We start from the raw sequence: 24591 nt of genomic DNA, 5'->3' as shown, positions 1-24591 counted from the left end.
TTTTGTAAAAAGCATTTTTTTTATTGTCGTGCGAGCGTCCCCGCTCGCGTATTGTACAATACGCGAGCGGGGACGCTCGCACTGTAAATGCAAAACTGAGATGCTCCCTTCATCTGCGCTAAAAAACAATCAACTTTCCGGGATTACCCATGCGTCAAAACCAACTCAAACAAAAAATTAAACAAGGCGAAACAGTCCTCGGTTTATTTATGAACTGCGCTTATCCCGCTTTCATAGAAATATGCGGTCACGCTGGATTTGATTTCGCCGTTATCGATATGGAACACGGCCCTCTGAACCCGCTTGCTGCTGAAGATTTGTGTCGCGCCGCTGACTGCACCGGAATTGCACCGATTATTCGTGTCCGCAAAAACGATGGGCCGCAAATTCAACGAGCTCTCGACATCGGCAGTGCAGGCGTTCAAGTACCTCAAATTGAAAGCAAAATCGATGCCGAAACCGCTGTCAAAAGCGCTAAATACAGTCCTCTGGGCACGCGAGGCCTTTCCTTCGCTACGCGGGCCGGACTTTACACCGCCGCAGGTACAAATATCACCGATCGACTCAACGAAGAATCCTTAGTTGTGATTCATGTCGAAGGCAAAGGCGGCATCGACAACCTGGCAGAAATCGTTACTGTGCCAGAGGTGGACGTGATTTTTCTGGGGCCTTACGATTTGTCACAGTCGATCGGCATTCCCGGCCAAGTCCGCGATCCCCGAGTCATAGACATAATGCAAGAGGCAGTGCAAACCATCCGCAAAGCAGGTAAAGCAGCCGGTACTTTTGCCGAAAACCCCGAAATCGCCCAGCAGTGGATTGATGCTGGCGTTCAGTACGTAACACTTGGGGTCGATGTTGCCGTTTTCCTGCGGGCCTGTCAGTCGCTGGTGAAAGCAGTCAATCGATTTTAGATTTTAGATTGGGGATTTTGGATTAAAAGAAGAACCAGCCACCGGATTCATCTTGCAAGCTTTACGATATCTTTGCAATTTTTGTAGTGTCTTTTACGACACATACAAAAATCCTGCGCTAGAGTAGAAGCATACACCTCCTAAAGGCAAAATTAGGGAGGGGAGCAAGGCTTCAGGGAGTAAAATCTATGAAAACCGTATTAGAATCCATTCATTTGGATTATGCTTTCATGTTTACTTTCAAAAAAGTAAACTCGATTAAGCTAGAAGGTTTCAAGGAATTTTTTGACGATATGCCTGTCGATCCGTATGTGAAAGGTAAGTATCGTTCGAGAAGATTGTCGCGGTTTGCAGTCAACGGAAATGAGTTAGTTAAGTTACCTCACGGCTATTTGTATCAAAGCAAAACATACAATCCGCTAGTGGGTGATATCAGGCGGGAATTTGCCGAATTGGACGATCGGCTAATAGCCCTCGATAATTTCAAACAGATGATTTTTGCTTTTTTCGATTCCTGCAAAATTCACCCGGAAGCTGAAATCGGCATCCATCAAATCAGGACGACTTGTTCACCGCACAATTTCGGCAACCCCGCACCGGAAGGCATTCACCAAGACGGTACTGACTTTATCGGGATTTTCTCGGTAGACAGAACTAATATTGTCGGCGGGGAAACGCATTTGTACTTGGCTAAAAAAGAGAAGCCTGTTTTTAATAAAATTCTGCATCCGGGAGAATTGCTGTTAGTTAACGACCATGAGTTTTTCCACTTTACTACGCCGATTAAACCGGAATCTGAAGGAGTGGGAACCAGGGATGTCTTTGTGCTGACTTCTCCGAGTTTGCTTACCGATTGAGGATACAGTCCTGGACGCATAACCTAATGATGTAAGGTGCGTACTACGCACCTTACTCCGATTACCCATTACTGCATCCCACAGATCGCCTTTTGGTTGCGCCCCCACCCATTTCGATCGTGGTTAATGCTTGGGAAAATCGATTCCTGAAATTGATATTCCTTCCATCTTCTCCACATATCGTCCTTGAGCCGCTACACACTCGGCCATTTTTTTAGCTTGTATGGGTTGACTCCTTCGATCTGGCGAGGTACCTCTATAATCCCATGTACCGCGAATGTCGCCAGAGAATGCTTTTCCATTGTTTTTTAATACTAGCTCTGTGCCAGTTGCATCAATGTAGTATTTCCCATTTTCAACAGACACGCTGCTAATTGTGATAGATTCGACTCCTTTGTAGGGATTTGCAGGGCCATCAACGATCTTGATGCAGATTCTATTGTTTTGATGTGCAATCTCTCTACGGGAGTTATTGAACATTGTTCCTTGAGCGTAGTAAGCTCCTGTGGGTAGAATTGTAAAGCCCTGTTGATTACTTTGAGCAGAGGACAATGATGAGATTGACAGAAGGATAGAACTAACAATTAGTGTTTCGATCGCCAAAAATTTCATTTGCAACAAAACTCCATTAAAATTATTTTTTCAGATTCTACACGATCGCAGGTGCTCTATAAACTTCTTTAGAGTTCTTGCAAAAGTCAAATTTACCCCCCGCCAGTCCCCCCTTATTAAGGCCTCTAGCAACTCACAGATAAATCTTATCGAAACTTACGTTCAGATTCTTGAATCGGAACATCATTAATGCTAGCTTCACGTCTTCGCATTAACCCATTTTCTGCAAATTCCCACTGTTCATTACCATAGGCGCGATACCAGTAGTCAGAATCATCGTGCCACTCATACTCGAAGCGAACAGAAATCCGATTGTCTGTAAAACTCCACAGTTCTTTCTTTAAACGGTAATCTAATTCCTTTGCCCATTTTCGTCTTAAAAAAGCCTTGATTTCTTCCCGGCCGCTGAAGAATTCGGCACGGTTTCGCCACTGAGAATCTTCCGTATAAGCTAAGGCTACTCGTTCTGGATCGCGGGTATTCCAGGCATCTTCAGCAGCTTGAACTTTGGCTTTAGCCGTTTCCAACGTAAAGGGCGGTAGAGGTGGTTTAGTTTCCATAAGCTTTGTTTTTTGTGATTATAAAAGATTAGGTGCGAGATGCTCGCGCTACAGAGAGAGTTTTGGGAATTTGATATCAATCCTCAGCATCGGGATCGATTCCCATTGCTCGCAGTCGCTCCGCTAACTGGGTGACTTTTCGCTCTGCTTGTTCGGCTCTTTCCCGTTCTTGTTCGGCTCTTTCCCGTTCTTGTTCGGCTCTTTCCCGTTCTTGTCCGACCAGGGCCCGCTCAATTTCAACTTGTTCGGAGCCAGTTAACAGCAAATTCCCCTGGGAATCCCACCACCGCAGCCAAAGCAGTTCTTGATTTTGATAGCTTCCCTGCCACAGTCCCAATTCTACATCTAGTACAGGAATGGGATAGTGACCGCGTTCGTTTTGCTCCATCCTTCGATACACAAAATCTATCAGGTGATAGACTTCTAAATTGCCAGTTCTCATTTCATAAATACCGTAGTAAGGAATGCGGATAATTCTCTCGTACACCCAAAACTTACCGGGTTTAGTTGTTGTACCGTCGGCCGCCACAGAAAGCGGAGTACGATCGCGTTCTTCCTCTCCATTACCGCTAGCAAATTCTAAAGCAATGAACGGAGCCATGTGTTCCCGCCAAAGTACATAAGAACGGCGAAAACCGTCCAGTGTTGCCGGTACATTCGGCACGTAAAACCAATCCGGTGCTTCTGCACCTCGCTCTGGCGGGTCAGTTTCTCGCCAGTAAATGCCGCAATCTTGCCCGATCGCATATTGTCCGTCTGGATGCAGCCGCTCTACAACCGGCCCGATCGAATCTGTTAGAATGATGCTCTGGGGATGCTCCTGAAAATTTTTTACAAATGTACCGTCTTCGTCTGGCAATTGGGTGTGGTCGGGGAATGCAGGAGGCAGACCAGTAGCAGTTATTGTCTCAGTCATCGTCTTTTCCGTGCAGTTATTGTTCATTGTACTGCGAAATTTTAGAGCAATCTGATTTGAAACTTTAGCTAATATTCCCTAATATGGAAAAGCGATCGTAAAAGGTAACTCAGATGGTTGTCGCAATTTCTAAAGCAGGATTGGGTACAGGTGCGGCTTTCCTCTCAAACGTGACATGGGAGACTCTGGAAAAGTTGGATGCTGATTTGGCGGCAACTGGGGCGCATTTAACTTATTTAGATGGGTGTTTAGAAATTATGGCTCCTTTTTCTGAGGAACATGAAGAATCTAGAAACACTTTAGATCAGCTTTTAGAGATTTATATGCGGACGAAAGACATTCGTTTCTACGCCCGTGGTAGTACAACCATCGGGATGAAGGAAGTGGGTGCACGGAAAGAACCAGATGAGTCTTATTGTTTGGGTACGCGCAAGTCGGTTCCAGATTTGGCGATCGAGATAACAGTAACGAGTGGTGGAATTGATACGCTGGAAATCTATCGTCGTGTGGGAGTGCAGGAGGTTTGGTTTTGGGAGGATGGGGTAATTTCGGTTTATTGCTTGCGTTCTACGGGATATGAGTTGGTGAGTAAGAGCGAACTTTTGCCGGAGTTGGATTTGCGATCGATCGAGTTTTATTCGCGGATGGCGGATCAATATGATGCGGTGAATGCTTTTATGCGATCGATGTAGAAGTTGAGAAGTGCTACTATATAAACTGATTGATGCAGGTGAAGTTACAAGACACAATAAAGCCCCCTTAAGAAAACCAAACACAACAACTGCTGGCATTCAAACAAGCTTTTAATTATAAATTGATTTCTATAGGGAGTTTTTTCATTTTAGCTCCTATTTATTTCTAAAATAGAGACAAGATGAGTTTTAACCTTTAGTAGATGCCGAAAGAAAGGCGAGGCTATATGTATTTAATCGCTTGTTCTATTGTTGTTGCAGTTAAATTGTTTTGACTGTTATAAACAAACAAGTAATTTTTTTGGTTTCCTTGGACAAAAAATCCATTAGGCTCACGTGTTGAAGGAACAATTCGGATTTTACCTTGGAGAACCGTAGGAAGAAGGATTTCATCTTCTGTTCCAAAGTTTTTGATGCCATCTCCTATTAACCGCGAGTTTAAGTTGGCAGCAAATGAATCTGGATCTCCAGCAAGGCCTACAAGTATACTGTTACCAGATCCAGTCAAAGTATCAGATCCAGATTCTGAAGCCAGCTCGGAATTACGAGGGGCTGTGCGACCTACTCCTATTACTTCACTGCCATTAGAATAAGCAGCAACGCTATCTTGTCTTGGAATCACAGGGGTAGGGGTGGGGGTCGGAGTCGGAGCGGGTGTAGGAGTAGGCGTTGGGCTTGGTGTGGGAGTTGGAGTAGTTATAGCTTGAACAACTCCGTTTTCGACAGAAAAGTTACCGATTAAAACATCTCCTTCTGCAGGATTGTAGTCTGGAAGTTGATCTCCTGCTTTGACATTGAAAGTATCGCTGCCATTACTCCCGTAAAGAATGTTGATACCTTCACCACCAAATATGAAATCGTCACCTTTGCCACCGTAGATGGTATCGTTACCTTCACCGCCGTAAATTGTATCGTTACCTTGATCGCCGCGGAGAAAATCATCTCCACCACCACCATACAAGATATCGTTATCTTTGCCAGCGTAAATGGTATCGTTACCACCATTGCCAGAAAGGGTATCGTTACCTTGGACACCAAAAATGATTCCAGATTCTTGAATTGCGTCATTGCCGTTGGTTCCAACAATAGCGCCTTTGAACTCACCGTCTTGGATAATAGTCATTGTCGTTGTTTCCTTTTTGTGCAAAATGCCAAAACACCAACTTTTGGGTTAGTTTTTCTTGTACCTTGTGGGTTTAAATAAAACTTTTACCTAAAAAGTTATCCTAACGAGTTTTTATGCTTTTGTCAAGAAGTAAAACAAAGACATCTTTATAATAGGTCTTTTAGTAGTAGGGTGCGTCACCTTGCCATTTTTCACCAAAACGATCGATTATCGCAGGTGACACACCTTACTTTTGTTGGTAATCAAATTGCGCTCGCCCCTCCCCTACCATCTCCAGTAACAGAAGAAGGGCGATCGTTTGATTTAATATAATTGACAAAACCCTCTAAACTTTAGAGATTCTCCCAATCACTAAGATCAACTTTAGCCTGTCGCAAAATCTTAGCTAAAAAGTTGGCACTTATATCACCTTGATGAGGATTGGGTATGGTAATGCGGAGGTTATCTTTCAACATGAACTGATGCCTTTTTCCCGAATAGGGGCCGTCAAATCCCAGTTGTTTCAGATAATAAATTAAGTCTCGACGTTTGACTGGTTTTAAAGGAGGCATCAGGCAACTTCCTTGGTAACTGTAAGGTCGATATTATCAAGGACAGGTAAAGGAAGTTTCAGGGTGAGACTAAGTAAAATCCAGTCTTCCAATACCTCTTGCAATTCTTCTCGACAAGCTTCGAGACTTACAGCATTTGCATAGACTCCCTCACAGATAGGAATTTCTCCGTAGAAAGTCCCATCATCAGGGAAAATTTCATACTTAGCTTGCTTCATAGCAGCTTGGATGTATTTAGTTAACATATTAAAGCAATCTCCTTTAAGGTGACAAAACGAATTGGGATAATATCAAGCCAACCTTGATTAGCAATAGAGCCAAACAAAATTAGGGCGTGTCCGTTGAGATTACGATCGATCAAAAAAATTATGCTTTAGCATCAAGTTTGGCCTTAGCCGCTCGAAGTTTTTCCCAAGCAGCTTCGGTTCCTGGTTTTGGTGGCAGGGCGGCTATTCTGGCAATGAGATCGCGATTTTTTTCTTCATAATACAGCCGCAATTCCTCAGCTTCCTTAAGAACCATTTGATACTCAGCTTCAACCTCAGCGCGATTTGCCTCAATATAAGCTAAAGCCGCGTTAATTTGTTCCTCTGTAAGGTCAAACAATCCCCTGATAAACTTAGGTGGATATTGAGCCGTCACATAGTCCATGATGTCGTAGAGGGTGATGCGCGTACCTGCGATGGACAGTCCTCTTTCTGTACGGATGATAGCTGTTTGTTCGTCGGATATGGTTGTCATGCCTATAACCTCCTTGAAGTTATTTCTATATTATAATAATTATCAAAACTCTTGCAACAATCATTAGTGTTGGGCGGAGTGCAACGGATAATTATTTACGCGAAGAGAGTGAGAGTAAGGTAAGGTGAGTCGCTACGAGATTGTCGATTTTTATTTAGGATTTAAGCGTGGCGACGCACCCTACAGCTACTTCCCACAGACTCTAAGAAACCGCATTTCTGCGATAATTTACGCATCCTTACCGAGATTTTGAAAAGAAACCCGGTTTCTCACTCCCACGCGCCCCAAAATCCAAGAAACCGGGTTTCTGCGATCGTCTTGGAATTCTCACGCCCGATTTAGTGAATAAACCCGGTTTCTAACTCCCACGCTATCGCCCAACTTCAACTAAACCCAGCTAACCACAGCGGAAGCATCAACAGCAAACCGACGGAAGTGATGGCGATGCTGCTAGCTAACAAATCGCGATCGAGCTCGTATACTTCTGCTAAAATCAGCACGGAAAGAGCTGTGGGCGTTCCCGACATCAACACCAACACGAACCTCGGATCGCCACTCAATCCGAAATAACTAGCACCCAATCCGATCAGCACCGGCACAATTACCACTTTTAACAGCGACGGGATTAACGCCAGTTCAAAACTTTCCCATTTCTTAATAGACCTCAGCCGGATGCCAACCAGCAGCAAAGCACTGGCAATTACCACCCAAACAGCAGTCTGCAATCCCGATTCCACTGTTTCGGGCAGGGGGATGTTTCTAGTATAAAAACCAATTAAAAAAGCCCACAGGGCGGGAACTGTCAGCACGTCCCGGATCTGAGTCCACCAGTGATTTTTTTGCTCGGAGTTCCCAAAATAGCTAGCAATAAATACACCGAAACAATAAGTTCCAATAACGTTGTTAGTGACGCTGTACAAGACAGCCCAGTTGTTGTTATCGCTGCTGATGATAGACGGGGTGATTGCTAATCCAACAAAGCCCGTATTCCCTAACATCGCAGCTAGGAGAAAACTGCCTTGGCTCGATCGCTTCAGGGAATTAAAATTTAATAAAAATAAATTTACTAGAGAATTTTTGCCCTGAAAATAGGGCTTTTGGATGTGGGCTGCACTCAGCCTACGCAATAATACCCAAGTCAGCCAAGCACAACTCGTACTCAGAAATAACACGAATATGGCGATCGCCGGCGTCAATCCCACAGCACCCGAAAAATCGCTTTGACGGGCTAAAACTAGAATTTGCAGGGGTATCCCAATCCAGAAAAGAAAGTGGCTCAGCAGCTTGGGAAAATCAACTGGAATGTACCGAAACAGCAGCAGTCCTAAGCCCGTCCAGATAACTAGAGGGGTATAAGCGTGAAATAAGGTTTCAACCATAAAAATTTAACTTGACAATTGGAAATGCCTCTATCTATTAATAATAATGCTAAAATCCCTTTAAGAAATGCGAATTATCGTTAGCGGAACCCTGGAAGAGGATCGCACTTGCACGCTTTTTCGTCCTAGCGTGTTCGCAGCATTGCAGGCCCGAAAATTTCCGCCCAAATTCCTGCACCTTCCACGGCACAATCTTCAGACTGGCAGCCCCAAATGCTTGCAGCTTTTTGCCTTCACATTCACAAAACCTTTTTTAATTTGAGAAATGTGCGATCGACCTATCTTGCCTTTTCCGAACAGATGTCCCACGTTTTTCTGCCGTTTCGCTCTAACGGAAACAGGGGGAGACTAAAACTGCTAATGACTTGCACTCATTAATTCAATTTCAAAGCATTAACAGGAACCTCATCCCAAGAACTAACAGTCCGCAAGGTAGCAACCCAGCCCTGCTCTTTTTGCTCTGCCGTCAAATTCTTCTCAAAAGATTCGTGGCAATCCTTCGCTTGAGTTTCATCGCAACAAGCAATACAAGAATAAAGAATACCCGACGGATCGATTTGCTCGTTTACCCAAATAATCACGATCTACTCTCTCAATCAAAATCTACTGTTACTTAAATTTTCCTATATTTTTGCCAATTATCTACTCCGATTTACGCAACCATAGATTTGAGGCGGTACAGATTTGTCGTAAGGTGCTTGTGGCGCACCCTACAGATTCCTTGTAAGGTGCGCGGTACACACCTTGATTTCTTAGTCTCAAGCGAGAGGGACGAAAGTTTTTGTAGGATCGATTGCCATCGTCGAGTCTTATCGAGGGGTTTTTACACTTGTTTGGATGCCAAAGTTGCCAAAGACTCGCCCGCAACCCGGCAAATCCGCCAGTCTGGCATCACATCAGCACCGATACCCTTGTAAAATCCGATCGCCAATTCATTCCAATCCAAAACGCTCCATTCCAAACGCCCGCAGCCCCTTTCAACCGTCAACTGCGCTAAATAAACTATCAAAGACTTACCAATTCCCCGCCCTCGAAACTCAGGGATCACAAACAAATCTTCCAAATAAATTCCCGGCTGAGTCAAAAAAGTAGAATAATTGTAAAAAAACAGCGCCCAGCCCACAACTCGGCCCTCGCACTCGGCTAAAATCGCTTCAGCAAAAGGTCGATCGCCAAACAAATGATGCTCCAAATCAACCGCATTGCCAGTAACGGCATGAGATAATTTTTCGTACTCAGCTAAAGCTTTAATCAAATCAAACAGCACCGGCACATCGGCGCGGGTAGCTGGACGCAAAATTACCTCTGAAGACATAAATAAGTAAGTAGTACGCGACAATCAACAATTAAAAATACCACATCAAGACATTTTTAATTTGTAATTTTTACTTAAGTTTTTCCACTTTTAACAAGCATATTTACGGTGGCCTCGGAGTGCCACCCCACAATAATTTTAATATTTTTCAAAATGCCAACTCAATGTTTTTTAGTTTATTTCAACCAGCCCTTCAATCGTTCCGTCACTTGAGGGCGGCGCAGCTTTCGCATTGCCTTATTTTGAATTTGACGGACTCGTTCGCGGGACAAATTGAACAAACTGCTGACCTCTTCTAAAGTGTAAGGTTCGCCGGTCAGCAAACCGTAACGCATAGCAACAATCTCTTTTTCGCGCTCAGTCAAAATACTGTCCAACACCTCCAAAATATCTTGGCGCATCATCATCTCATTCATCTGAGCTTCGGGAGATTGCGTCGCGTTATCTTCGAGAACATCCAAAAGTTCCGAACTTTCTTCTGAGCCGATACGGTGGTTGAGAGACAAAGATTGCCGACGTACTTGCTGGAGGTAGCGAAGCTGTTCGCAAGTAACTTGCATTTCTCTAGCAAGTTCAGTTTCACTTGGATTGCGTTGAAGAGAACGCTTCAAATCTCGATAAACTTTTTTGAGTTTATTTAACTGTTCGACAATGTGAACAGGCAAGCGAATCGTCCGCCCTTGATTGGCAATTGTCCGGGTAATTCCTTGGCGAATCCACCAATAGGCATAGGTAGAAAACTTGTAACCCTTCTCAGGATCAAACTTTTCGGCTGCGCGATTCAAACCCAAAGCTCCTTCCTGAATTAAATCGAGAAAAGGCACGCCCCGATTAAGATAACGTTTGGCAATCGAAACTACCAAGCGCAAATTCGAGCTGATCATTTTCCGTTTCGCCGACTGACACTGGTGGCGAAGCTGTTGCAGTTGAGTTTCGCTTATCCCCAAAGCCGCAGCGATTTCAGCTTTTGTCGGCAATCTGTCCAATTCCTGCTGCAAACGCTGTTCTAGTTCATCCAGGGCGACCAATTCTTGAACGCGGCGCGCCAACTCTACTTCTTCGGCTGCTGTCAGTAGAGGATACCGAGCCATTTCCTTGAACAAAGCTCCCACTGGATCGTCGGCAGACCAGTTGTTGTATGCTGACGATCGAGTTACCGTCGGACGATCGATCTCGGTGTCTTCATCTTCTGCGATCGCGAATGAGGCGTCGGGTGCCACCGCAAAACTGCCTAGGTCAGATTCTGCCATATCGTGCTTGGTGTCGGTGGAAGGATTTGAAAAGTATCCCTTAACTTTAACCAATTTAACCCGAAATTTCCGAAATCCATCTAGAAGCCCGTGACAGAAATTAGATGGCCCCAATTTTATACCTTTCTATTGAGTTCTAGCCAGTAAAGGAGCTGCCTGCAATAATTGCTGAGTATAAGGGTGCTGCGGATTAGTAAAAATATCCCTAGTCTTACCGATTTCAACAATTTTGCCAGCATTCATTACCGCAATACGATCGCAAAAAAATCTCGCCACCCACAAATCGTGCGTAATAAACAGATAAGTCAAATTAAATTCCTGCTTCAACTCCAACATCAGCTCTAAAACTTGAGTCTGCACGCTGGCATCCAGCATACTTACAGGTTCGTCGCAAATTATCAGTTGCGGCCGAGTAATCAAAGCGCGGGCGATCGAAACTCGCTGCTGTTGTCCTCCTGACAATTCCCCCGGATAGCGACGAAAGAAATCCTCCCCTGGACTTAAACCCACCCGCTCTAACATTTGGATTACTTGTTTTTTCGCTTCGCTACCATTAGCTAATTTGTGAATAAACAAAGGGTCAGCAATACTTTGTCCGACAGTCATCATCGGATTCAGACAAGCGTGGGGGTCTTGAAAGATCATTTGCATTTCGCGGCGGTGCTTCCTCACAGCATCGCGGTTCAAGGCAGTTATATCTATTCCTTGAAATTCCACTTTGCCGCCAGTCGCGGTAATTAGCTGCAAAATCGTGCGTGACAAGGTACTTTTGCCGCAGCCGGACTCCCCCACCAGCCCTAGGATTTCTCCCCGTTGTAGCTCTAAACTAACGCCGTCTACTGCTTTAATTACCTGGCGATTCCTGGAAAACAACTGATCTAATAAATTGCTTTCTAAACTGTAGTGTTGCTGCAAATTGGTTACGGTCAAAAGAGGCGAATTTGTTGAGTTTGCAGTAACGACTTCAGTCCTGATTTCCTCGAATGCTAACCCTTTGTCAGAATCGGCTTGAATGTGCAAAGCTGCTTTGAGGAGCGATCGAGTATATTCGTGCTGGGGCTTTTCAAAAACGTTTTGCACCGGCCCTGTTTCTACGACTTTACCGCCGTACATCACCGCAATGCGATCGCAATACTCAGCCACCATCGCCAAATCGTGAGAAATCAACAAAATAGCCGTGCCCCGTTCCTCGCAAAGTCTGGTTAATTCCTGCAAAATCTGAGCAGCTACAGTTACGTCCAAACTTGTAGTCGGTTCGTCCGCAACAATTAATTTTGGATCGAGCAAAAGAGCCAAAGCAATTGCTACTCTTTGCCGCATTCCGCCGCTAAATTCGTGGGGAAATTGCGACCAGCGAGACGCGGGAATTTTCACAGCTTCCAGAGTTTCGATCGCCCGTTTCTTAGCTTGCTTGCGATCCAAATTCGGTCTATGAGCTTGCAAAGTCTCGATGCAATGTTCTCCTACAGTCATCAAAGGATCGAGACGAGTCATCGGATCTTGAAAAATCAATGCTACAGCTTCGCCCCGAAACCGTCTCAGCCGCGAAGCGTTCATATCAAACACCGACTCTCCAGCAAAACTAACTCGCCCCTCAATCAGCGTTGAATCCGGCAGCAACCGCATCGCCGCCCTTCCCAAAGTTGACTTACCGCACCCGGACTCCCCAACTAATCCGAGCTTTTCCCCCGGTTTCAGCGTCAGGGAAACCCCGTCAACGGCCCAACCGGATTGGCCCCGCCGCTGGGGATAAGCTACTCGCAGATTGTCAACGGAAAATAGAGAAGAGTCATTAGTCATTAGTCATTAGTCCTTAGTCTGTTGTCTGTTGTCTGTTGTCTGTTGACTGTTGTCTGTTGTCTGTTGTCTGTTGACTGTTGTCTGTTGTCTGTTGTCTGTTGACTGTTGCCTGTTGACTGTTGACTGTTGTCTGTTGTTATTTATTATTTATTATTTATCAATATACTGGCGGTTAGTTGTTAGTTATTAGTATTGTTCAGAACTTATTAGTTATTGGCAAGAGACCGATATGCTCTTTGTAAATACCAATAGAAATTGCTACAAACAAAGATTTTACCACTACATCATTAACCGACCAACTGCTTACTAACAGTCAACAGTCAACCGTTAACAGTCAACAGTCAACCGTTAGAAATTGCTACAAACAAAAATTTTATCACTACATCATTAACCGACCCGCCGCTTACTAACAACCGTCAACAGTCAACCGTCAACAGTCAACTGTCAACAATCAACTGACTAAATTTCCCTTCGCTTCAACTCAGCTCTCCGCAGTATGTAAGTAGCGGCACAATCTGCGTGAGGATGGTCTGCTAAAACTTCCGCGAGTTCCAACACATATCCGGCGATATCCGGCCCCAGCTTCTCAGTCAGCACTTGACGTTCCCGAGAGGCGAGTTCTTGCACGCGGGCCTTAGCTTGCCAATTCGGAGAAAACATCTTGTCAATCTCGGTGTGGAATCCCAGACTTTCGAGAATGTCCCACTCGCCGTTATCGCACCAAATGCCTCCGCACAACATACAGCGCTCTATGTAAAAGGGCACTCTGCTGAAAGGAACTTTCGCCCGCGACAGATAGTGACCGTCTTCGGGACACAGCGCTGCTTTGCTATCGTAGACAGACGGGGTGAATTCTATGCCGAGAGTCGCTGTCGCATCAGGCTTCTCGGATTTGTTGTACCACTGGCTTTGCTCTTTTTGCCAAGCTTCGTATTCTCTGCCTGGAATCCAGATACCGTAACAGTTGGGACACCACTGCACCGACATACGGCCGGCTAAGGTACCGCCTTCTAAATTGGGATGTTTACATTTTGGACATTCCACCGCTTTATTTCTCCTTGCCTTATTAATTCCCTGTTAATTCAATTATTAATTCTGTATCTGGGCGGGCCCTGAAGAACCAGAATTTTTTTGCAGCAGCGCGCCACAGTAGCCAATTAGCGTGTTAAGCCGCGCGATCGCCCCAGTTTGCCTCGCCTTTGCTGTCGCTGGCTGGCGCGACGCTTGCAAAAACGTGACATCTGTCCCCAATAACCGCAGTTGCTTGTGAATTTCCGTCAAATAAGACTGCTCTGGGGGTGTTTCTGAGGCGTCTAACTCATCGCTTTCGGCTCTCATAATTTGGTTTCCGAAAAATTGTTGCACTTTTCTGTATTCGATCGCCAGCGCGGCCCCATCCAAATTATCCTGTGCAGCAGTTCTTTGTAGTTTTTCTAGTGCTTGCTGTAATTCTTGGTAGCGCTGGCGGCGGTCTTCGGACAATATCATGATTTTGTAAACAAATTTGTATTTATAATCAAGGTAGATACTTACTTAAGTTTGCTCATATGGAGGGAAGGCGTGCGTTTTTGGAGCAATTCCCTGTTTTGTGAGAACTTTTTTTGATTTGCTGCCCTAACTCTACCCTTCTGGCTGCTGCTTTCTGTTTAGGGTTGCCGGTAAATGCCGATCCCCCGCAACCTCAACTGCTACCGCCAAAATATGCTTATTTTACCCGATTTTCCCCGATCAACAGACTGCGGCGGCAGCAGTGGTGTCACTATATTTTCCTACCTCCGAGGGGGGACGACTCGGAATTCGATAGGTATAGTTTGAGAAAAATCGACTATTTTTTTGAATTGCAAATTGTGGCATTCAATTAGTTTAGTATAGCTAAACACATAATTTCCGCAATTCAACCGGAAACCGGCTTTTAACCATTTGTATTTCTAAGTTTTAAAGGTGTACCCCATGAACGCGAACACTCTGACTCCCTCTCCTTCGATCGATCCTGCTGTAGTTCCCGATTGGCTGCAAGAATGCCTGAATACTCGATCGCAGCCTGATGGAGACCCTAACCCGAATTGCTCGACGGACGACAGCTTAATTTGTCGGGCCTTTGAATTTGCCCGCGACTTGCACGAAGGACAATACCGCAAATCTGGAGAACCTTACATTTGCCATCCGGTAGCTGTCGCTGGAATACTCCGGTATATGGGCGGCAACAACGTCATGATTGCCGCGGGCTTCCTCCACGACATTGTTGAAGATACAGATATTACTCTCGAAGAAATAGAACAGCGGTTCGGCGCGGAAGTACGACAGTTGGTTGAAGGTGTCACCAAGCTTTCTAAGTTTAATTTTTCCAGCAAAACAGAGCGCCTTGCGGAAAATTTCCGCCGAATGTTCCTAGCAATGGCTAAAGATATTCGCGTCATTGTCGTCAAACTGGCAGACAGGCTGCACAACATGAGGACTTTGGAGCATTTGTCCGAAGAAAAGCAGCGCAGTATTGCCCTAGAAACCCGAGATATTTTTGCTCCCCTAGCAAACCGTTTGGGTATCGGTCGCTTTAAGTGGGAATTAGAAGATTTAGCCTTTAAATACCTGGAACCGGAAGCTTACCGCGAAATTCAGGAATTGGTGGCGGTGAAGCGAGTCGATCGAGAAACTCAACTCGCAGAAGTCACCGATAGTTTGCGAGAAAGGCTTGACAATTTAGGCATTAAATGCTACGAAGTCAGCGGCCGTCCCAAACATTTGTACGGAATTTATGGGAAGATGCAGCGCCGCCAGAAAGGGTTTAACCAAGTGTACGATATTGCGGCAGTGCGGATCATAGTAGAAACCAATGATGACTGTTATCGGGCTTTGGCGATCGTCCACGATTCTTTCCGCCCGATTCCCGGCCGCTTTAAAGATTATATCGGTTTACCAAAAGCCAACCGCTACCAATCTTTGCACACCGGAGTAATCGGAACCAGCGGTCGCCCCATCGAAGTGCAAATTCGCACCGTAGCAATGCACCACATTGCAGAATACGGCATTGCCGCGCACTGGAAATACAAAGAAACTGGCGGTTCTAACACAACAGTCACCGGCGACGACGAAAAATTTACTTGGCTGCGGCAACTCCTAGAATGGCAAAGCGACCTCAAAGACGATCGCGAATATTTACAAAGCATTAAGGACAACTTATTCGACGAAGATATTTACGTTTTTACTCCTAACGGAGACGTGATTGCTCTCAATAGCGGATCAACTCCCGTAGATTTTGCTTACCGTATTCACACAGAAATTGGCAATCACTGCACCGGTGCGAGAGTCAACGGGCGAATGGTAACACTAGACAAGGTTTTAAAGAACGGCGATATTGTAGAAATCTTGACCCAAAAAAATGGTCATCCGAGTTCCGACTGGCTGAATTTTGTCAAGACAAACGGTGCCAAAAACCGAATTCGCCAGTGGTTGAAGCGATCGCACCGAGATGAAAATCTCGCCCGCGGGCGGGAATTGCTGGAAAAAGAATTAGGTAAAAATGGCTTAGAATCTTTGCTAAAATCTGAACCCATGCAATCGGTGGCTCAGCGCTGCAACTACCACAGCGTCGAGGATTTAATCGCCGGTTTAGGCTACGGCGAAGTGACTCTAAATCTCGTAGTAAATCGACTGCGAGATTTAGTAAAAGTGCAGCAAAAAATTGAAGCTGCTCCCGCAGGAACCCACGAAGTGCCCTTGCTAATACCTGCATCGACGGCACCGAAACCAGTACCGAGTTCGTCTCCGAGCAAATCACCGATCGCAGGTGTAGAGGGATTGCTCTACCATTTATCCGGCTGTTGTTGTCCGATTCCTGGAGAATCCATTATTGGAGTTGTGACTCGCACTCGCGGAATTTCGATTCACCGGCAAGGATGTTCAAATGTTGAGAACGTACCGGGCGATCGCTTGGTTCCTGTGAGTTGGAATTCCAGCAACCGCAATGAATCTCGACCCAACACTTACCCGGTTAACATTCAAATTGAAGCCCTCGATCGAGTGGGAGTTCTCAATGATGTTTTATCACATTTGAAGGACAACCAAGTAAACGTCCGCAGCGCTCAAGTCAAAACCTATCCCGGATTGCCTGCATTAATTGACTTGTGCATGGATATCCAGGATAAACAACAGTTCGAGCGGACTTGTATGCAAATTAAAAAGATGAGCGATATTTTGAATTTGCGGAGGCTGAGCGAAGGGACTTAACAGGAAATTCTTCCTATGGCAAAACTCAGCCTTAACTCGGTTATTCCTTCAGCAAAGCTGACCAACTATTTATTAATCCGGCTTCCTAAAGACGACAAATCTCAGTTTCTCGATCGAGGTGGTTACAGCATAGAAAACTGGCAACAGCTCGATCGAGATTTAAGAAGCCAGATACTTCCTCTGGAAGCGGAGCAAATGGAAAACACCAGATACGGTCAAAAGTACATGATTAAAGGCAGTTTAACAGGTCCAAACGGTACGATTTTACAAGTTAAAACCGTTTGGATCGTTACTCCATCCGAAACCAGATTTGTTACATTAGTTCCTGATTGACAAGAGGTTAAACCCCATGAAATTTGAACTGTTTTCACAGGTAGCATTGCGAGAAGATATTCCTAAGTATGGCCTAAAAAAAGGTGATACAGCAACTATCGTTGAACACTACCAGATGCCGGAAGGTGAAGAAGATGGTTATAGCTTAGAGGGTTTCAATATCGAAGCAATTACAGTTGAAGTTGCCGAGTCCCAGATTGAAGCAATAAAAGCTCCTGTTTTGCAGCTTGGAAAATATTGATTACCATTCGCCTTCCACCAGCCTGCGATGAGAGCGACTCATCTTGCGACGCAAAATTTGTTCTTCTTCAGAGAGAGGTGCTTCGCAAGCAGCATTAATTTTTTCTAACAGTTGTTGATTTTCGCGACGGCGGATAAATTATTCAAGCGCTATTTCGATCAAAAAACTCTGAGAAATTTGCATTTCGCCAGCTAATGTTTCGGCTTGTTCAAATAAAGATGCTGCCAATGAGATAGCAGTTTTGACAGTTGTCATAGCTTTATACCTTCATTTATTTATATGAGTCTAACTAATAGCATAGCTAACCACAATACCGTTCGGCAAACAGGCAGAAGAATGAAACCCTTTATTTCGCCGGAGTTACTGGCTTTGACTCGCCCAGCTTTTGCTGCAAAAACTCCTGGGCTACTTCTCCAGCTTCCTGCTGTTTCTTATCAACTTGATAGTTTAGTTTCCGCATATCTTCCTCGGAGATTTTGCCGCCCAATTCTGCAAGCACTTGACGCAATTCTGGGTATTTTTCCAAAATTTGCGATCGCACAACCGGAACTGCTTCGTAGGGCGGGAAATAGTTCTTGTCATCTGTGAGAACTACTAAACCTAAACTTTGAATCAAACCGTCCGTCGTATTACCAGCAATCACATCTACTTCTTTTTGTTGCAGCGCTTGATAAAGCAATCCTAACAGCAATTCCTTTGGTTGTTCTCGAAATTTAATCCCGTAAGTTTTAGCCAATCCGGGAAACCCATCTTCTCTCTCGTTAAATTCTGGGCCGAAACCAGCCCGGAGGTTAGGTGAAGCTTTCCCAAGTTGCGAGAGAGTTTGTAAATTGAGTTTTTTGGCATCGTCTCCCCGCACAATAATCGCAAAACTGTTATTAAAACCCAGCGGTTCCGTCCATTCTGCTTTAAACTGTTTGGGATATTCTTGTTTGAGGTAATCGAGGACTTTTTTGGGGTCAGAAATCGGTTTCTGTTTGAGCAGGTTGGCGTAAGCAGTCCCCGTGTATTCGACGTACAAGTCGATTTGACCGGCTGTTAGGGATTGATGGCAAAGCGAGCCTCCGAGATTCAGTTCTCGTTCTACTTTGATATCTGTTTTAGCTTCGATATGGCGTGCTAAAATTTCTGCGAGGATGACTTGTTCGGTAAAGTCTTTCGAGCAGATGACAACTTGCTTTTGGGGCTTAGAGGTACATCCTGCTACTGCAAGCAAGCAAAGCAGCCAGCAGGAATAGAAAAAAAAATCGTTCTTAGATATTTTCATGACTTAACTCAAATTAAACATCTATAATTAATACCTTATAAGTTATAGCATAAAGCCCTGATCGCAGACTTATTCCCGAAGTCTACGCTTTAACACCGATCGCACTTTACCCAAGTTCCGTTTTCCTGTTGTAACATTTATTGATAGACATGGAGGAATAAATATGGTAATCAGAGTCAGCGATATTATCCAGCGGCAGCGGCAATTTTTTGCAACTGGGAAAACTAAGGATGTGGATTTTCGGATCGAACAACTCAAGAAGCTCAAAAGTGCGATCGTTTCCAATCAATCACGGATTGTGGATGCTGTCAAGGCAGATTTGAACAGGCCGGAGTATGAGGCTTATTTTGAAATTGCTGCGATCGCAGAAGTTAATTATGCCATCAAAAACGTTAAATCGTGGGCCAAGCCGAAAAAAGTGCCTACTTCGATCGATCAATTCCCAGCATCGGCCCGCATTTACCCAGAACCTTTGGGCGTAGTTTTAATCATCGGGCCTTGGAATTACCCATTTCAGCTAATGATATCACCCTTGGTCGGGGCGATCGCCGCAGGCAACTGCGCCATCCTCAAACCTTCAGAAATCGCCTCGCACACGTCGGCAGTTGTCGCCGACATGATTACCAAAACCTTCGATCCCGCCTATGTAGCCGCCGTCGAAGGAGGAGTAGAAACCAGTCAACAATTATTAGCCGAAAAATTCGACCACATCTTCTTTACTGGTGGCACAAAAATCGGTAGAATAGTCATGGAAGCCGCCGCCAAACACCTGACACCTGTGACATTAGAATTGGGCGGCAAAACTCCTTGCATTGTAGACTCAGATATTCAAGTAGAATACACTGCTAAACGCATTGCCTGGGGCAAATTCATCAATGCCGGTCAAACTTGTATCGCTCCAGATTACCTGTTAGTTGATAAAAAAGTAAAACCCGATTTGATGCAGGCAATAAAAACAGCAATTCACGGATTTTACGGCGACGACCCCCAGAAAAGTCCCGACTATTCCCGAATTATTAATCAGCATCATTTAGGACGTTTGGCAGAGTTTATCAAAGACGGAGAAGTTGTCGTCGGCGGTCAAACAAACCCCGAAGATAAATATATTGCACCGACGGTTCTCGACAAGGTTTCCTGGGATGCGCCTGTGATGAAGGATGAGATTTTCGGGCCGATTTTGCCAGTTTTGGAGTATGATGATTTAGGGGAGGCGATCGCCCAAATTAACGCCCGTCCCAAACCCCTAGCTTTGTATTTGTTCTCGAAGGATAAAGAGAAACAAGAGCGAGTTTTGCGGGAAACTTCTTCCGGGGGAGTTTGCATAAACGACACAGTTATGCAAGTCGGAGTAACAAGTTTACCTTTTGGCGGAGTTGGCGACAGCGGCATCGGCACCTATCACGGCAAAGCAAGTTTTGACACTTTTTCGCATCAAAAAAGCGTGCTGCAAAAGTCATTTTTACTTGACTTAAAATGGCGCTACGCTCCCTATCTAGGTAAGTTGGATTTGATTAAGAAAGTTATCGGTTGATCGATCGCACTTGGAGGGGCGGGTTCACCAACGTTTACAATATCAGCAAGATAGCAAAATCAACCCGCCCATTCCTGATATTATCGGTTAACCGATTCCACGGTGAACGATTATTTCCATAAATTTTAAATGATTGCTCATCAATTTTTTGAAAGATTTCGATCACACTCTCTACGTCACTCGTAAATGACAGTTGCCCCATCCCAAATAATTCACATTAGAAAATGTCTATAATATCTTTTAGCATCTTCTCGCTAACAAGCAATTTATGGAACCTTTAGCAAAAGAACACTGTGCCGCCTGCCGCCCAAACTCTCCCCGCGTCACAGCTTACGAAATTGTCCAGCTAAAACCTCAAATTCCCGACTGGAATTTAATCGAAAAAAATGGCATTCCCAAAATAGAACGCACCTACAAATTCCCGGATTTCAAAAGTGCGATCGCCTTTACAAACAGCGTCGGCGAAGCAGCAGAAACTGAAGGACATCACCCCGCACTGTTAACCGAGTGGGGGAAAGTTACCGTTACTTGGTGGACTCACGCGATTTCTGGACTACATCGCAATGATTTTATTATGGCAGCGAAAACAGATGCGATCGCCAATCAATTCTCAAAATAAAATCCGACTTATAGCCCGATCGTACTCTAAGAACTCACAGCTCCGGGTACGAGCGGAGAATGCCGTTGGTTCCCATTCAACAACTCCAGATTCAGTCGGTAGCCGACATTCCGTACAGTTTGAATCAGGCTCGGCTGTCGCGGATCAATTTCGATTTTTTTACGCAGAGAGAGTACGTGAGTGTCGATCGTCCGGGGGTTATCAATCGCATCGGGCCACGCCCTCCGCAGCAAATCCGAGCGCGAGAGTGGCACTCCTCCAGCTTGAGCTAGCACGTACAGCAGGCTAAATTCCTGGGGAGTGAGTTCAATATGTTCCTCGTACAACCTGACTCGGCGCTGCACCAAATCAATTTTCAGCAGCCCGCACTCCAGCGTCGCCGGCGGTACCATCGTGCGGTTACGGCGCATCAGAGCTTCCACCCTCGCCATAAACTCTTGCATCCCAAAGGGTTTAGTCAGGTAATCGTCTGCCCCCGCCTTCAAACCTTCAACAATATCCGATTCCGAATTCCGCGCCGACAGCATCAAAATCAGCGACTGCTGCTGCTGTTGCAGCCAGTGGCAAAATTCCAAACCGTCCCCATCCGGCAATTGGGCATCCAGAATGACTAGGGTTGGCTGGCGGCTGAAAAATATTTCCCTAGCGTGACTGATATCCGCTGACTGGTGCACCCAGTGACCGACTTGCTGTAGATGCCAGCCCAAGAGCGATCGCAGGTGCGGATTCCCTTCAACAATTGAAATACTTGCAGATTCCACAGAGGCGAGCTTCCCATATCACTAATTGCTACAAGGTTAACAGAGCTTTTGTCAAGCTTTTGTAACCATCGCTACTCAAGCATTAGCTGCGTTTAAAGCAGCGGACACACCCAGGGTAGGAATTTTAAATATTTGGTTAATTTGGGAGGGTCAGCCTGCAGAAAGGTTAAATCATTCTGGCGGTAAGCTTACAATGAAAATAAGACAGTGTAAAGCCGATCGATCCCATGCCCCAACCGCCTGCCAAAAGCGATCCCCCCGACCCAGCCCCCACTCCCAGGAGGTTGACAAATCGCGCAAGTGAAACTAGAATTCCTCCAACCGTTCGCTCGGTAGCCGGAACACTCAGCCACTTAGACCGCCAAATTCAGCAATATCCCGACTCTATTAAACGCACAGCGAATTATCTAGGTGCGCGCACAAAGTCGAGCAACTGCATTGCAACGAGTGAAATTTTTTATGGAGGGTAGCCTGTTGAGCAGGGTAAAAACTTTTATTTAGAAATAGCCCCAAGCTGAGCCACTCAGCATCAATCGAGGCCATTCCTAAATCCCGCCGTCATTATACAAACCACAAAGGATTTCAAACTCACACTATGCTACAAGACACCCAAACAATCCGGCACTACCAAAAACTCACCGACGCCCTCGTCGAAATGTGGAATAGAGGTTATCGCTTTGATGACCTGCGGCTTTACTTAGACGGCTATTTAGCAGCCCTGCGACATTCCAACAGTTTGGAGCCCTATCTGATCCACAGACTAGAGGAAGAAGCAGCGCGTTACATTCACGACCCCTCCAATTTTGCAATGCCACAGACACAGACACAGGCTGAATCAGACTACTATTAAATAGCAAATTCGGTTTGATAAACCCTTGATGAATTGGGAATTGGGAATTGGGAATTGGGAATTGGGAATTGGGAATTGGGAATTGGGAATCGGGAACTTGTACTGCCCTTAAATGGTTCCCTTGCTCGGCCAGGGAACCGATGTCCAGAGGCTCGGCCTCGCTTTCGGAGCCTAAAACTTGGATGCCGAGCCGACCGTATTGGGTTCCCCGGCTCTGCCTGGACATAAGTAATTAAGTAAATTAACTTAATTCAACGTAAAACCCGATTGCTGTTATTTCCCCGACTTCTTAAAGAAGTCGGGGATATGTTTTTTCTGTCTAATTTAAGAAGCCAAAGCCACTTCTACAACTTCTTGCAATTCGCCCTTTTGATACATCTCGATCATAATATCCGAGCCACCAATAAACTCGCCGTTGATATAAACCTGGGGAATTGTCGGCCAGTTGGAATACTCTTTAACGCCTTGACGAATTTCCTGGTCTGCCAAAACATCAACTGTTTCGTAAGGCACTCCCAAAGTATTGAGAATTTGCACCACAGTATTAGAAAAACCACACTGGGGCATTAACTTATTGCCCTTCATAAACACCATGATTTTATTTTGCTTAACTAACTCGTCAATTCTTTCATGTGCTGCTGTAGTCATGGTAGCTCCTAATATTGTTTGAAAAATTTTAAACGTTGACTGACGCAGAAACCGGGTTTTTTAGGACAATCTTTCGTTACAGCCATAGATTCCGGTTAAAAAACCCGGTTTCTTTGGTTTTTGTGCGTAAGTGCAGCAGTTGTATTTCAAGCAACTATTGACAGAAGCACAAACTTGTGATAGCTAATTGCCTCTCAACAATTAAGCAACTTGACTTTTCGCTTCCCATTCTGCGGGAGTTAAGGTTTCCAAGCCCAAAGCGTGGATGGCTTCACTAGCCATTGCCTGTTTGAGAGCGCCGTAGACCAGTTGGTGCTGCTGTACTCGGCTTTTTCCTTCAAAGGCTGCTGAGACGACTCTCGCCTGGTAATGGTCACCGCCACCAGTCAAATCCTCAACTTGTATTTTAGCGTCGGGCAACCCTGCCTTAATCATTTCTGCTACTTGAGACGGTGTAACCATTGGTTTCTCTGATAAACGGCTGTAATTTAGATTTTAGTGGAACTATTTTGTCGATGAGCTCGGTTGAGTGCTGGCAGGCCGGGGAAAGGGCGAATCCACAAAACCCAATTCCAGTAACTGCTGGTAAGCTTTCTTGCCCAAGTCGCGAGTTGGCTGCTGCGATCGAATAATCTGAATCAGCAGGGGCACAGCCAGTTCGGGCTTATTTTGCGCCCGGTGTACCAACGCCAGCCGATAGGTAGCTTCGTCGCGCATTTGGGCCGTTTCTACAGCTTTGGTGCGGTGGCTTTCGGCCAAGCGGATGTCAATTCCGGCAAAACTGCTACCCAGTTGTTGGTAGAAGTTGGACAGTTGATTGAAAATTTGGCGGGATTCTTGGAGTTTTTGAGTAGCCAGTGCGTAATTCTGAGAGGAAATAGCACTGCTGGCTTCTGTCATCAAACGCTGGCCTCCTTGGACGCTCAGCAGACTGCTGTCTTGCGTCAGAGGGCGAAGATTGTTGGGGTCTGTGGGGTCGTCGGCGGGATCGACTTGCTGTTGGTTCTCTGGCCCCGAAGGTTGTTGTGCTTGGACTTGGAGCGGTTGCAACAGGGTAAAAGCTGCGATCGCCCCGATCGTAATCCGGGCAGTGGAGCGAAGCCAACAAACAGTTCCAGAGTATACCATGAAATTACTTTGCGCCTATGCGCTTTAAAAAAATATTTAGCTTGAGCCGATCTTACCATTGGCGATCGCAACCGGCTAAGTGTAAACCAAATTTGTTGAAATGTCAAAGGGTGCGATCGGGAGAAAAGCTCAAAACGAGTTTTCTGTGAGGTGGTTTATCGGAAAAACACCCAGCCATCGAATAAAAATCGCCGGTTGAAAGAGACTGTTGGCGAATGTCTGAGGGGTTTCACCCCTCAGACATCGCCGTCCTGAATAGGCAGAATGATTGTGTAA

Annotated in this window: 29 protein-coding genes; 10 read left to right on the top strand and 19 right to left on the bottom strand. The window is 45.4% G+C overall.

Annotated elements, in window-relative coordinates; translation table 11 throughout:
• Positions 1-149 precede the first annotated feature (149 nt).
• Positions 150-914: an aldolase/citrate lyase family protein gene (locus QUA36_RS28035; protein ID WP_333459804.1), complete on the top strand. Its 765-nt coding sequence runs from the start codon at positions 150-152 to the stop codon at positions 912-914.
• Between the two features lie 188 nt (positions 915-1102).
• Positions 1103-1771 (top strand): 2OG-Fe dioxygenase family protein, encoded by a 669-nt coding sequence (locus tag QUA36_RS28030; protein WP_333146038.1) that lies wholly within the window; start codon positions 1103-1105, stop codon positions 1769-1771.
• A 123-nt stretch (positions 1772-1894) separates the two neighbouring features.
• Here the strand turns inward: QUA36_RS28030 and QUA36_RS28025 are convergent, their stop codons facing one another.
• From QUA36_RS28025 to QUA36_RS28015, 3 genes are all read right to left on the bottom strand, one after another.
• Positions 1895-2383, bottom strand: a complete 489-nt coding sequence (locus QUA36_RS28025) for a hypothetical protein (RefSeq protein ID WP_333454297.1) — start codon at positions 2381-2383, stop codon at positions 1895-1897.
• A 146-nt stretch (positions 2384-2529) separates the two neighbouring features.
• A complete protein-coding gene (locus QUA36_RS28020) occupies positions 2530-2943 on the bottom strand; it encodes a nuclear transport factor 2 family protein (RefSeq protein WP_333459803.1) in 414 nt (137 codons plus the stop codon).
• A gap of 76 nt (positions 2944-3019) precedes the next feature.
• A complete protein-coding gene (locus QUA36_RS28015) occupies positions 3020-3859 on the bottom strand; it encodes a Uma2 family endonuclease (RefSeq protein WP_333455826.1) in 840 nt (279 codons plus the stop codon).
• A 113-nt stretch (positions 3860-3972) separates the two neighbouring features.
• Here QUA36_RS28015 and QUA36_RS28010 point away from each other — a divergent pair, with 113 nt between their 5' ends.
• A complete protein-coding gene (locus tag QUA36_RS28010) occupies positions 3973-4551 on the top strand; it encodes a Uma2 family endonuclease (protein WP_333455828.1) in 579 nt (192 codons plus the stop codon).
• 223 nt (positions 4552-4774) lie between these two features.
• Here the strand turns inward: QUA36_RS28010 and QUA36_RS28005 are convergent, their stop codons facing one another.
• The 11 genes from QUA36_RS28005 to patD form a co-directional block, all read right to left on the bottom strand.
• The gene (locus QUA36_RS28005) at positions 4775-5674 is read right to left on the bottom strand and encodes a calcium-binding protein (protein WP_333455830.1); all 900 of its coding nucleotides are present in this window, start codon (positions 5672-5674) and stop codon (positions 4775-4777) included.
• A gap of 335 nt (positions 5675-6009) precedes the next feature.
• Complete coding sequence (locus tag QUA36_RS28000) at positions 6010-6228, bottom strand: type II toxin-antitoxin system HicA family toxin (protein ID WP_333455832.1); 219 nt, start codon at positions 6226-6228, stop codon at positions 6010-6012.
• Positions 6228-6473 carry a type II toxin-antitoxin system HicB family antitoxin gene (locus QUA36_RS27995; protein ID WP_015178899.1) on the bottom strand — a complete coding sequence of 82 codons (246 nt, stop codon included), beginning with the start codon at positions 6471-6473 and terminating at the stop codon, positions 6228-6230. Before QUA36_RS27995 ends, QUA36_RS28000 begins: the two co-directional genes overlap by 1 nt.
• Positions 6474-6594: 121 nt before the next feature.
• The gene (locus tag QUA36_RS27990) at positions 6595-6969 is read right to left on the bottom strand and encodes a DUF433 domain-containing protein (RefSeq protein WP_333455834.1); all 375 of its coding nucleotides are present in this window, start codon (positions 6967-6969) and stop codon (positions 6595-6597) included.
• 383 nt (positions 6970-7352) lie between these two features.
• On the bottom strand, positions 7353-8348 hold the full coding sequence (locus QUA36_RS27985; protein ID WP_333454340.1) for an AEC family transporter: 996 nt from the start codon (positions 8346-8348) through the stop codon (positions 7353-7355).
• 374 nt (positions 8349-8722) lie between these two features.
• Complete coding sequence (locus tag QUA36_RS27980) at positions 8723-8929, bottom strand: glycogen debranching protein (protein WP_190741881.1); 207 nt, start codon at positions 8927-8929, stop codon at positions 8723-8725.
• A gap of 242 nt (positions 8930-9171) precedes the next feature.
• Positions 9172-9663, bottom strand: a complete 492-nt coding sequence (locus QUA36_RS27975) for a GNAT family N-acetyltransferase (protein WP_333454341.1) — start codon at positions 9661-9663, stop codon at positions 9172-9174.
• A 176-nt stretch (positions 9664-9839) separates the two neighbouring features.
• Positions 9840-10913 carry an RNA polymerase sigma factor, RpoD/SigA family gene (locus tag QUA36_RS27970; RefSeq protein ID WP_333454345.1) on the bottom strand — a complete coding sequence of 358 codons (1074 nt, stop codon included), beginning with the start codon at positions 10911-10913 and terminating at the stop codon, positions 9840-9842.
• A 126-nt stretch (positions 10914-11039) separates the two neighbouring features.
• On the bottom strand, positions 11040-12713 hold the full coding sequence (locus QUA36_RS27965) for an ABC transporter ATP-binding protein (protein WP_333459802.1): 1674 nt from the start codon (positions 12711-12713) through the stop codon (positions 11040-11042).
• A 459-nt stretch (positions 12714-13172) separates the two neighbouring features.
• Positions 13173-13757: a zf-TFIIB domain-containing protein gene (locus QUA36_RS27960; RefSeq protein ID WP_333127640.1), complete on the bottom strand. Its 585-nt coding sequence runs from the start codon at positions 13755-13757 to the stop codon at positions 13173-13175.
• Between the two features lie 45 nt (positions 13758-13802).
• Positions 13803-14201, bottom strand: a complete 399-nt coding sequence (gene patD, locus QUA36_RS27955) for a heterocyst frequency control protein PatD (protein ID WP_333454343.1) — start codon at positions 14199-14201, stop codon at positions 13803-13805.
• 462 nt (positions 14202-14663) lie between these two features.
• On the opposite strand from patD, the gene QUA36_RS27950 reads away from it, so the two are divergent.
• From QUA36_RS27950 to QUA36_RS27940, 3 genes are read left to right on the top strand one after another with little or no spacing between them, the layout of a single operon-like run.
• The gene (locus tag QUA36_RS27950) at positions 14664-16937 is read left to right on the top strand and encodes a bifunctional (p)ppGpp synthetase/guanosine-3',5'-bis(diphosphate) 3'-pyrophosphohydrolase (RefSeq protein WP_333162012.1); all 2274 of its coding nucleotides are present in this window, start codon (positions 14664-14666) and stop codon (positions 16935-16937) included.
• Between the two features lie 15 nt (positions 16938-16952).
• The gene (locus QUA36_RS27945) at positions 16953-17270 is read left to right on the top strand and encodes a DUF6883 domain-containing protein (RefSeq protein ID WP_333101993.1); all 318 of its coding nucleotides are present in this window, start codon (positions 16953-16955) and stop codon (positions 17268-17270) included.
• Between the two features lie 16 nt (positions 17271-17286).
• Positions 17287-17511, top strand: a complete 225-nt coding sequence (locus tag QUA36_RS27940; protein ID WP_242719868.1) for a DUF4926 domain-containing protein — start codon at positions 17287-17289, stop codon at positions 17509-17511.
• 346 nt (positions 17512-17857) lie between these two features.
• Here QUA36_RS27940 and QUA36_RS27935 read toward each other — a convergent pair whose 3' ends face one another.
• Positions 17858-18778 carry a glycine betaine ABC transporter substrate-binding protein gene (locus QUA36_RS27935; protein WP_333459801.1) on the bottom strand — a complete coding sequence of 307 codons (921 nt, stop codon included), beginning with the start codon at positions 18776-18778 and terminating at the stop codon, positions 17858-17860.
• A gap of 163 nt (positions 18779-18941) precedes the next feature.
• Between QUA36_RS27935 and QUA36_RS27930 the strand changes: the two genes are divergently transcribed.
• Both QUA36_RS27930 and QUA36_RS27925 read left to right on the top strand, forming a co-directional pair.
• Positions 18942-20309, top strand: coding sequence for an aldehyde dehydrogenase (locus tag QUA36_RS27930; protein ID WP_333459800.1), 1368 nt, complete (start codon positions 18942-18944; stop codon positions 20307-20309).
• Positions 20310-20577: 268 nt separating this feature from the next.
• A complete protein-coding gene (locus QUA36_RS27925; RefSeq protein ID WP_333459799.1) occupies positions 20578-20928 on the top strand; it encodes a 4a-hydroxytetrahydrobiopterin dehydratase in 351 nt (116 codons plus the stop codon).
• Between the two features lie 26 nt (positions 20929-20954).
• Here QUA36_RS27925 and QUA36_RS27920 read toward each other — a convergent pair whose 3' ends face one another.
• Complete coding sequence (locus tag QUA36_RS27920; protein ID WP_190657709.1) at positions 20955-21689, bottom strand: response regulator; 735 nt, start codon at positions 21687-21689, stop codon at positions 20955-20957.
• Positions 21690-21916: 227 nt separating this feature from the next.
• On the opposite strand from QUA36_RS27920, the gene QUA36_RS27915 reads away from it, so the two are divergent.
• On the top strand, positions 21917-22159 hold the full coding sequence (locus tag QUA36_RS27915; RefSeq protein ID WP_333163281.1) for a hypothetical protein: 243 nt from the start codon (positions 21917-21919) through the stop codon (positions 22157-22159).
• 125 nt (positions 22160-22284) lie between these two features.
• Positions 22285-22539 (top strand): DUF6761 family protein, encoded by a 255-nt coding sequence (locus tag QUA36_RS27910; RefSeq protein WP_333101986.1) that lies wholly within the window; start codon positions 22285-22287, stop codon positions 22537-22539.
• Between the two features lie 324 nt (positions 22540-22863).
• Here QUA36_RS27910 and grxD read toward each other — a convergent pair whose 3' ends face one another.
• The 3 genes from grxD to QUA36_RS27895 form a co-directional block, all read right to left on the bottom strand.
• On the bottom strand, positions 22864-23187 hold the full coding sequence (gene grxD, locus QUA36_RS27905) for a Grx4 family monothiol glutaredoxin (protein ID WP_333042762.1): 324 nt from the start codon (positions 23185-23187) through the stop codon (positions 22864-22866).
• Between the two features lie 201 nt (positions 23188-23388).
• Positions 23389-23649, bottom strand: coding sequence for a BolA family transcriptional regulator (locus tag QUA36_RS27900; RefSeq protein WP_333068825.1), 261 nt, complete (start codon positions 23647-23649; stop codon positions 23389-23391).
• A gap of 42 nt (positions 23650-23691) precedes the next feature.
• Positions 23692-24315 (bottom strand): hypothetical protein, encoded by a 624-nt coding sequence (locus QUA36_RS27895; RefSeq protein ID WP_333162028.1) that lies wholly within the window; start codon positions 24313-24315, stop codon positions 23692-23694.
• Between the last annotated feature and the right edge of the window lie 276 nt (positions 24316-24591).

It is taken from the genome of Microcoleus sp. Pol10D4 (genome assembly GCF_036701555.1).
In the GTDB taxonomy this organism is placed as follows: domain Bacteria; phylum Cyanobacteriota; class Cyanobacteriia; order Cyanobacteriales; family Microcoleaceae; genus Microcoleus.
Note: the sequence above shows the minus strand (reverse complement) of the source record. Positions and strands in the feature narration are given on the sequence as shown.

Coding starts and splice junctions, on each gene's coding strand:
- QUA36_RS28035 (WP_333459804.1), top strand. CDS start 150: ATGCGTCAAAACCAACTCAAACAAAAAATTAAACAAGGCGAAACAGTC.
- QUA36_RS28030 (WP_333146038.1), top strand. CDS start 1,103: ATGAAAACCGTATTAGAATCCATTCATTTGGATTATGCTTTCATGTTT.
- QUA36_RS28025 (WP_333454297.1), bottom strand. CDS start 2,383: ATGAAATTTTTGGCGATCGAAACACTAATTGTTAGTTCTATCCTTCTG.
- QUA36_RS28020 (WP_333459803.1), bottom strand. CDS start 2,943: ATGGAAACTAAACCACCTCTACCGCCCTTTACGTTGGAAACGGCTAAA.
- QUA36_RS28015 (WP_333455826.1), bottom strand. CDS start 3,859: ATGACTGAGACAATAACTGCTACTGGTCTGCCTCCTGCATTCCCCGAC.
- QUA36_RS28010 (WP_333455828.1), top strand. CDS start 3,973: ATGGTTGTCGCAATTTCTAAAGCAGGATTGGGTACAGGTGCGGCTTTC.
- QUA36_RS28005 (WP_333455830.1), bottom strand. CDS start 5,674: ATGACTATTATCCAAGACGGTGAGTTCAAAGGCGCTATTGTTGGAACC.
- QUA36_RS28000 (WP_333455832.1), bottom strand. CDS start 6,228: ATGCCTCCTTTAAAACCAGTCAAACGTCGAGACTTAATTTATTATCTG.
- QUA36_RS27995 (WP_015178899.1), bottom strand. CDS start 6,473: ATGTTAACTAAATACATCCAAGCTGCTATGAAGCAAGCTAAGTATGAA.
- QUA36_RS27990 (WP_333455834.1), bottom strand. CDS start 6,969: ATGACAACCATATCCGACGAACAAACAGCTATCATCCGTACAGAAAGA.
- QUA36_RS27985 (WP_333454340.1), bottom strand. CDS start 8,348: ATGGTTGAAACCTTATTTCACGCTTATACCCCTCTAGTTATCTGGACG.
- QUA36_RS27975 (WP_333454341.1), bottom strand. CDS start 9,663: ATGTCTTCAGAGGTAATTTTGCGTCCAGCTACCCGCGCCGATGTGCCG.
- QUA36_RS27970 (WP_333454345.1), bottom strand. CDS start 10,913: ATGGCAGAATCTGACCTAGGCAGTTTTGCGGTGGCACCCGACGCCTCA.
- QUA36_RS27965 (WP_333459802.1), bottom strand. CDS start 12,713: ATGACTAATGACTCTTCTCTATTTTCCGTTGACAATCTGCGAGTAGCT.
- patD (WP_333454343.1), bottom strand. CDS start 14,201: ATGATATTGTCCGAAGACCGCCGCCAGCGCTACCAAGAATTACAGCAA.
- QUA36_RS27950 (WP_333162012.1), top strand. CDS start 14,664: ATGAACGCGAACACTCTGACTCCCTCTCCTTCGATCGATCCTGCTGTA.
- QUA36_RS27945 (WP_333101993.1), top strand. CDS start 16,953: ATGGCAAAACTCAGCCTTAACTCGGTTATTCCTTCAGCAAAGCTGACC.
- QUA36_RS27940 (WP_242719868.1), top strand. CDS start 17,287: ATGAAATTTGAACTGTTTTCACAGGTAGCATTGCGAGAAGATATTCCT.
- QUA36_RS27935 (WP_333459801.1), bottom strand. CDS start 18,778: ATGAAAATATCTAAGAACGATTTTTTTTTCTATTCCTGCTGGCTGCTT.
- QUA36_RS27930 (WP_333459800.1), top strand. CDS start 18,942: ATGGTAATCAGAGTCAGCGATATTATCCAGCGGCAGCGGCAATTTTTT.
- QUA36_RS27925 (WP_333459799.1), top strand. CDS start 20,578: ATGGAACCTTTAGCAAAAGAACACTGTGCCGCCTGCCGCCCAAACTCT.
- QUA36_RS27915 (WP_333163281.1), top strand. CDS start 21,917: ATGCCCCAACCGCCTGCCAAAAGCGATCCCCCCGACCCAGCCCCCACT.
- QUA36_RS27910 (WP_333101986.1), top strand. CDS start 22,285: ATGCTACAAGACACCCAAACAATCCGGCACTACCAAAAACTCACCGAC.
- grxD (WP_333042762.1), bottom strand. CDS start 23,187: ATGACTACAGCAGCACATGAAAGAATTGACGAGTTAGTTAAGCAAAAT.
- QUA36_RS27900 (WP_333068825.1), bottom strand. CDS start 23,649: ATGGTTACACCGTCTCAAGTAGCAGAAATGATTAAGGCAGGGTTGCCC.
- QUA36_RS27895 (WP_333162028.1), bottom strand. CDS start 24,315: ATGGTATACTCTGGAACTGTTTGTTGGCTTCGCTCCACTGCCCGGATT.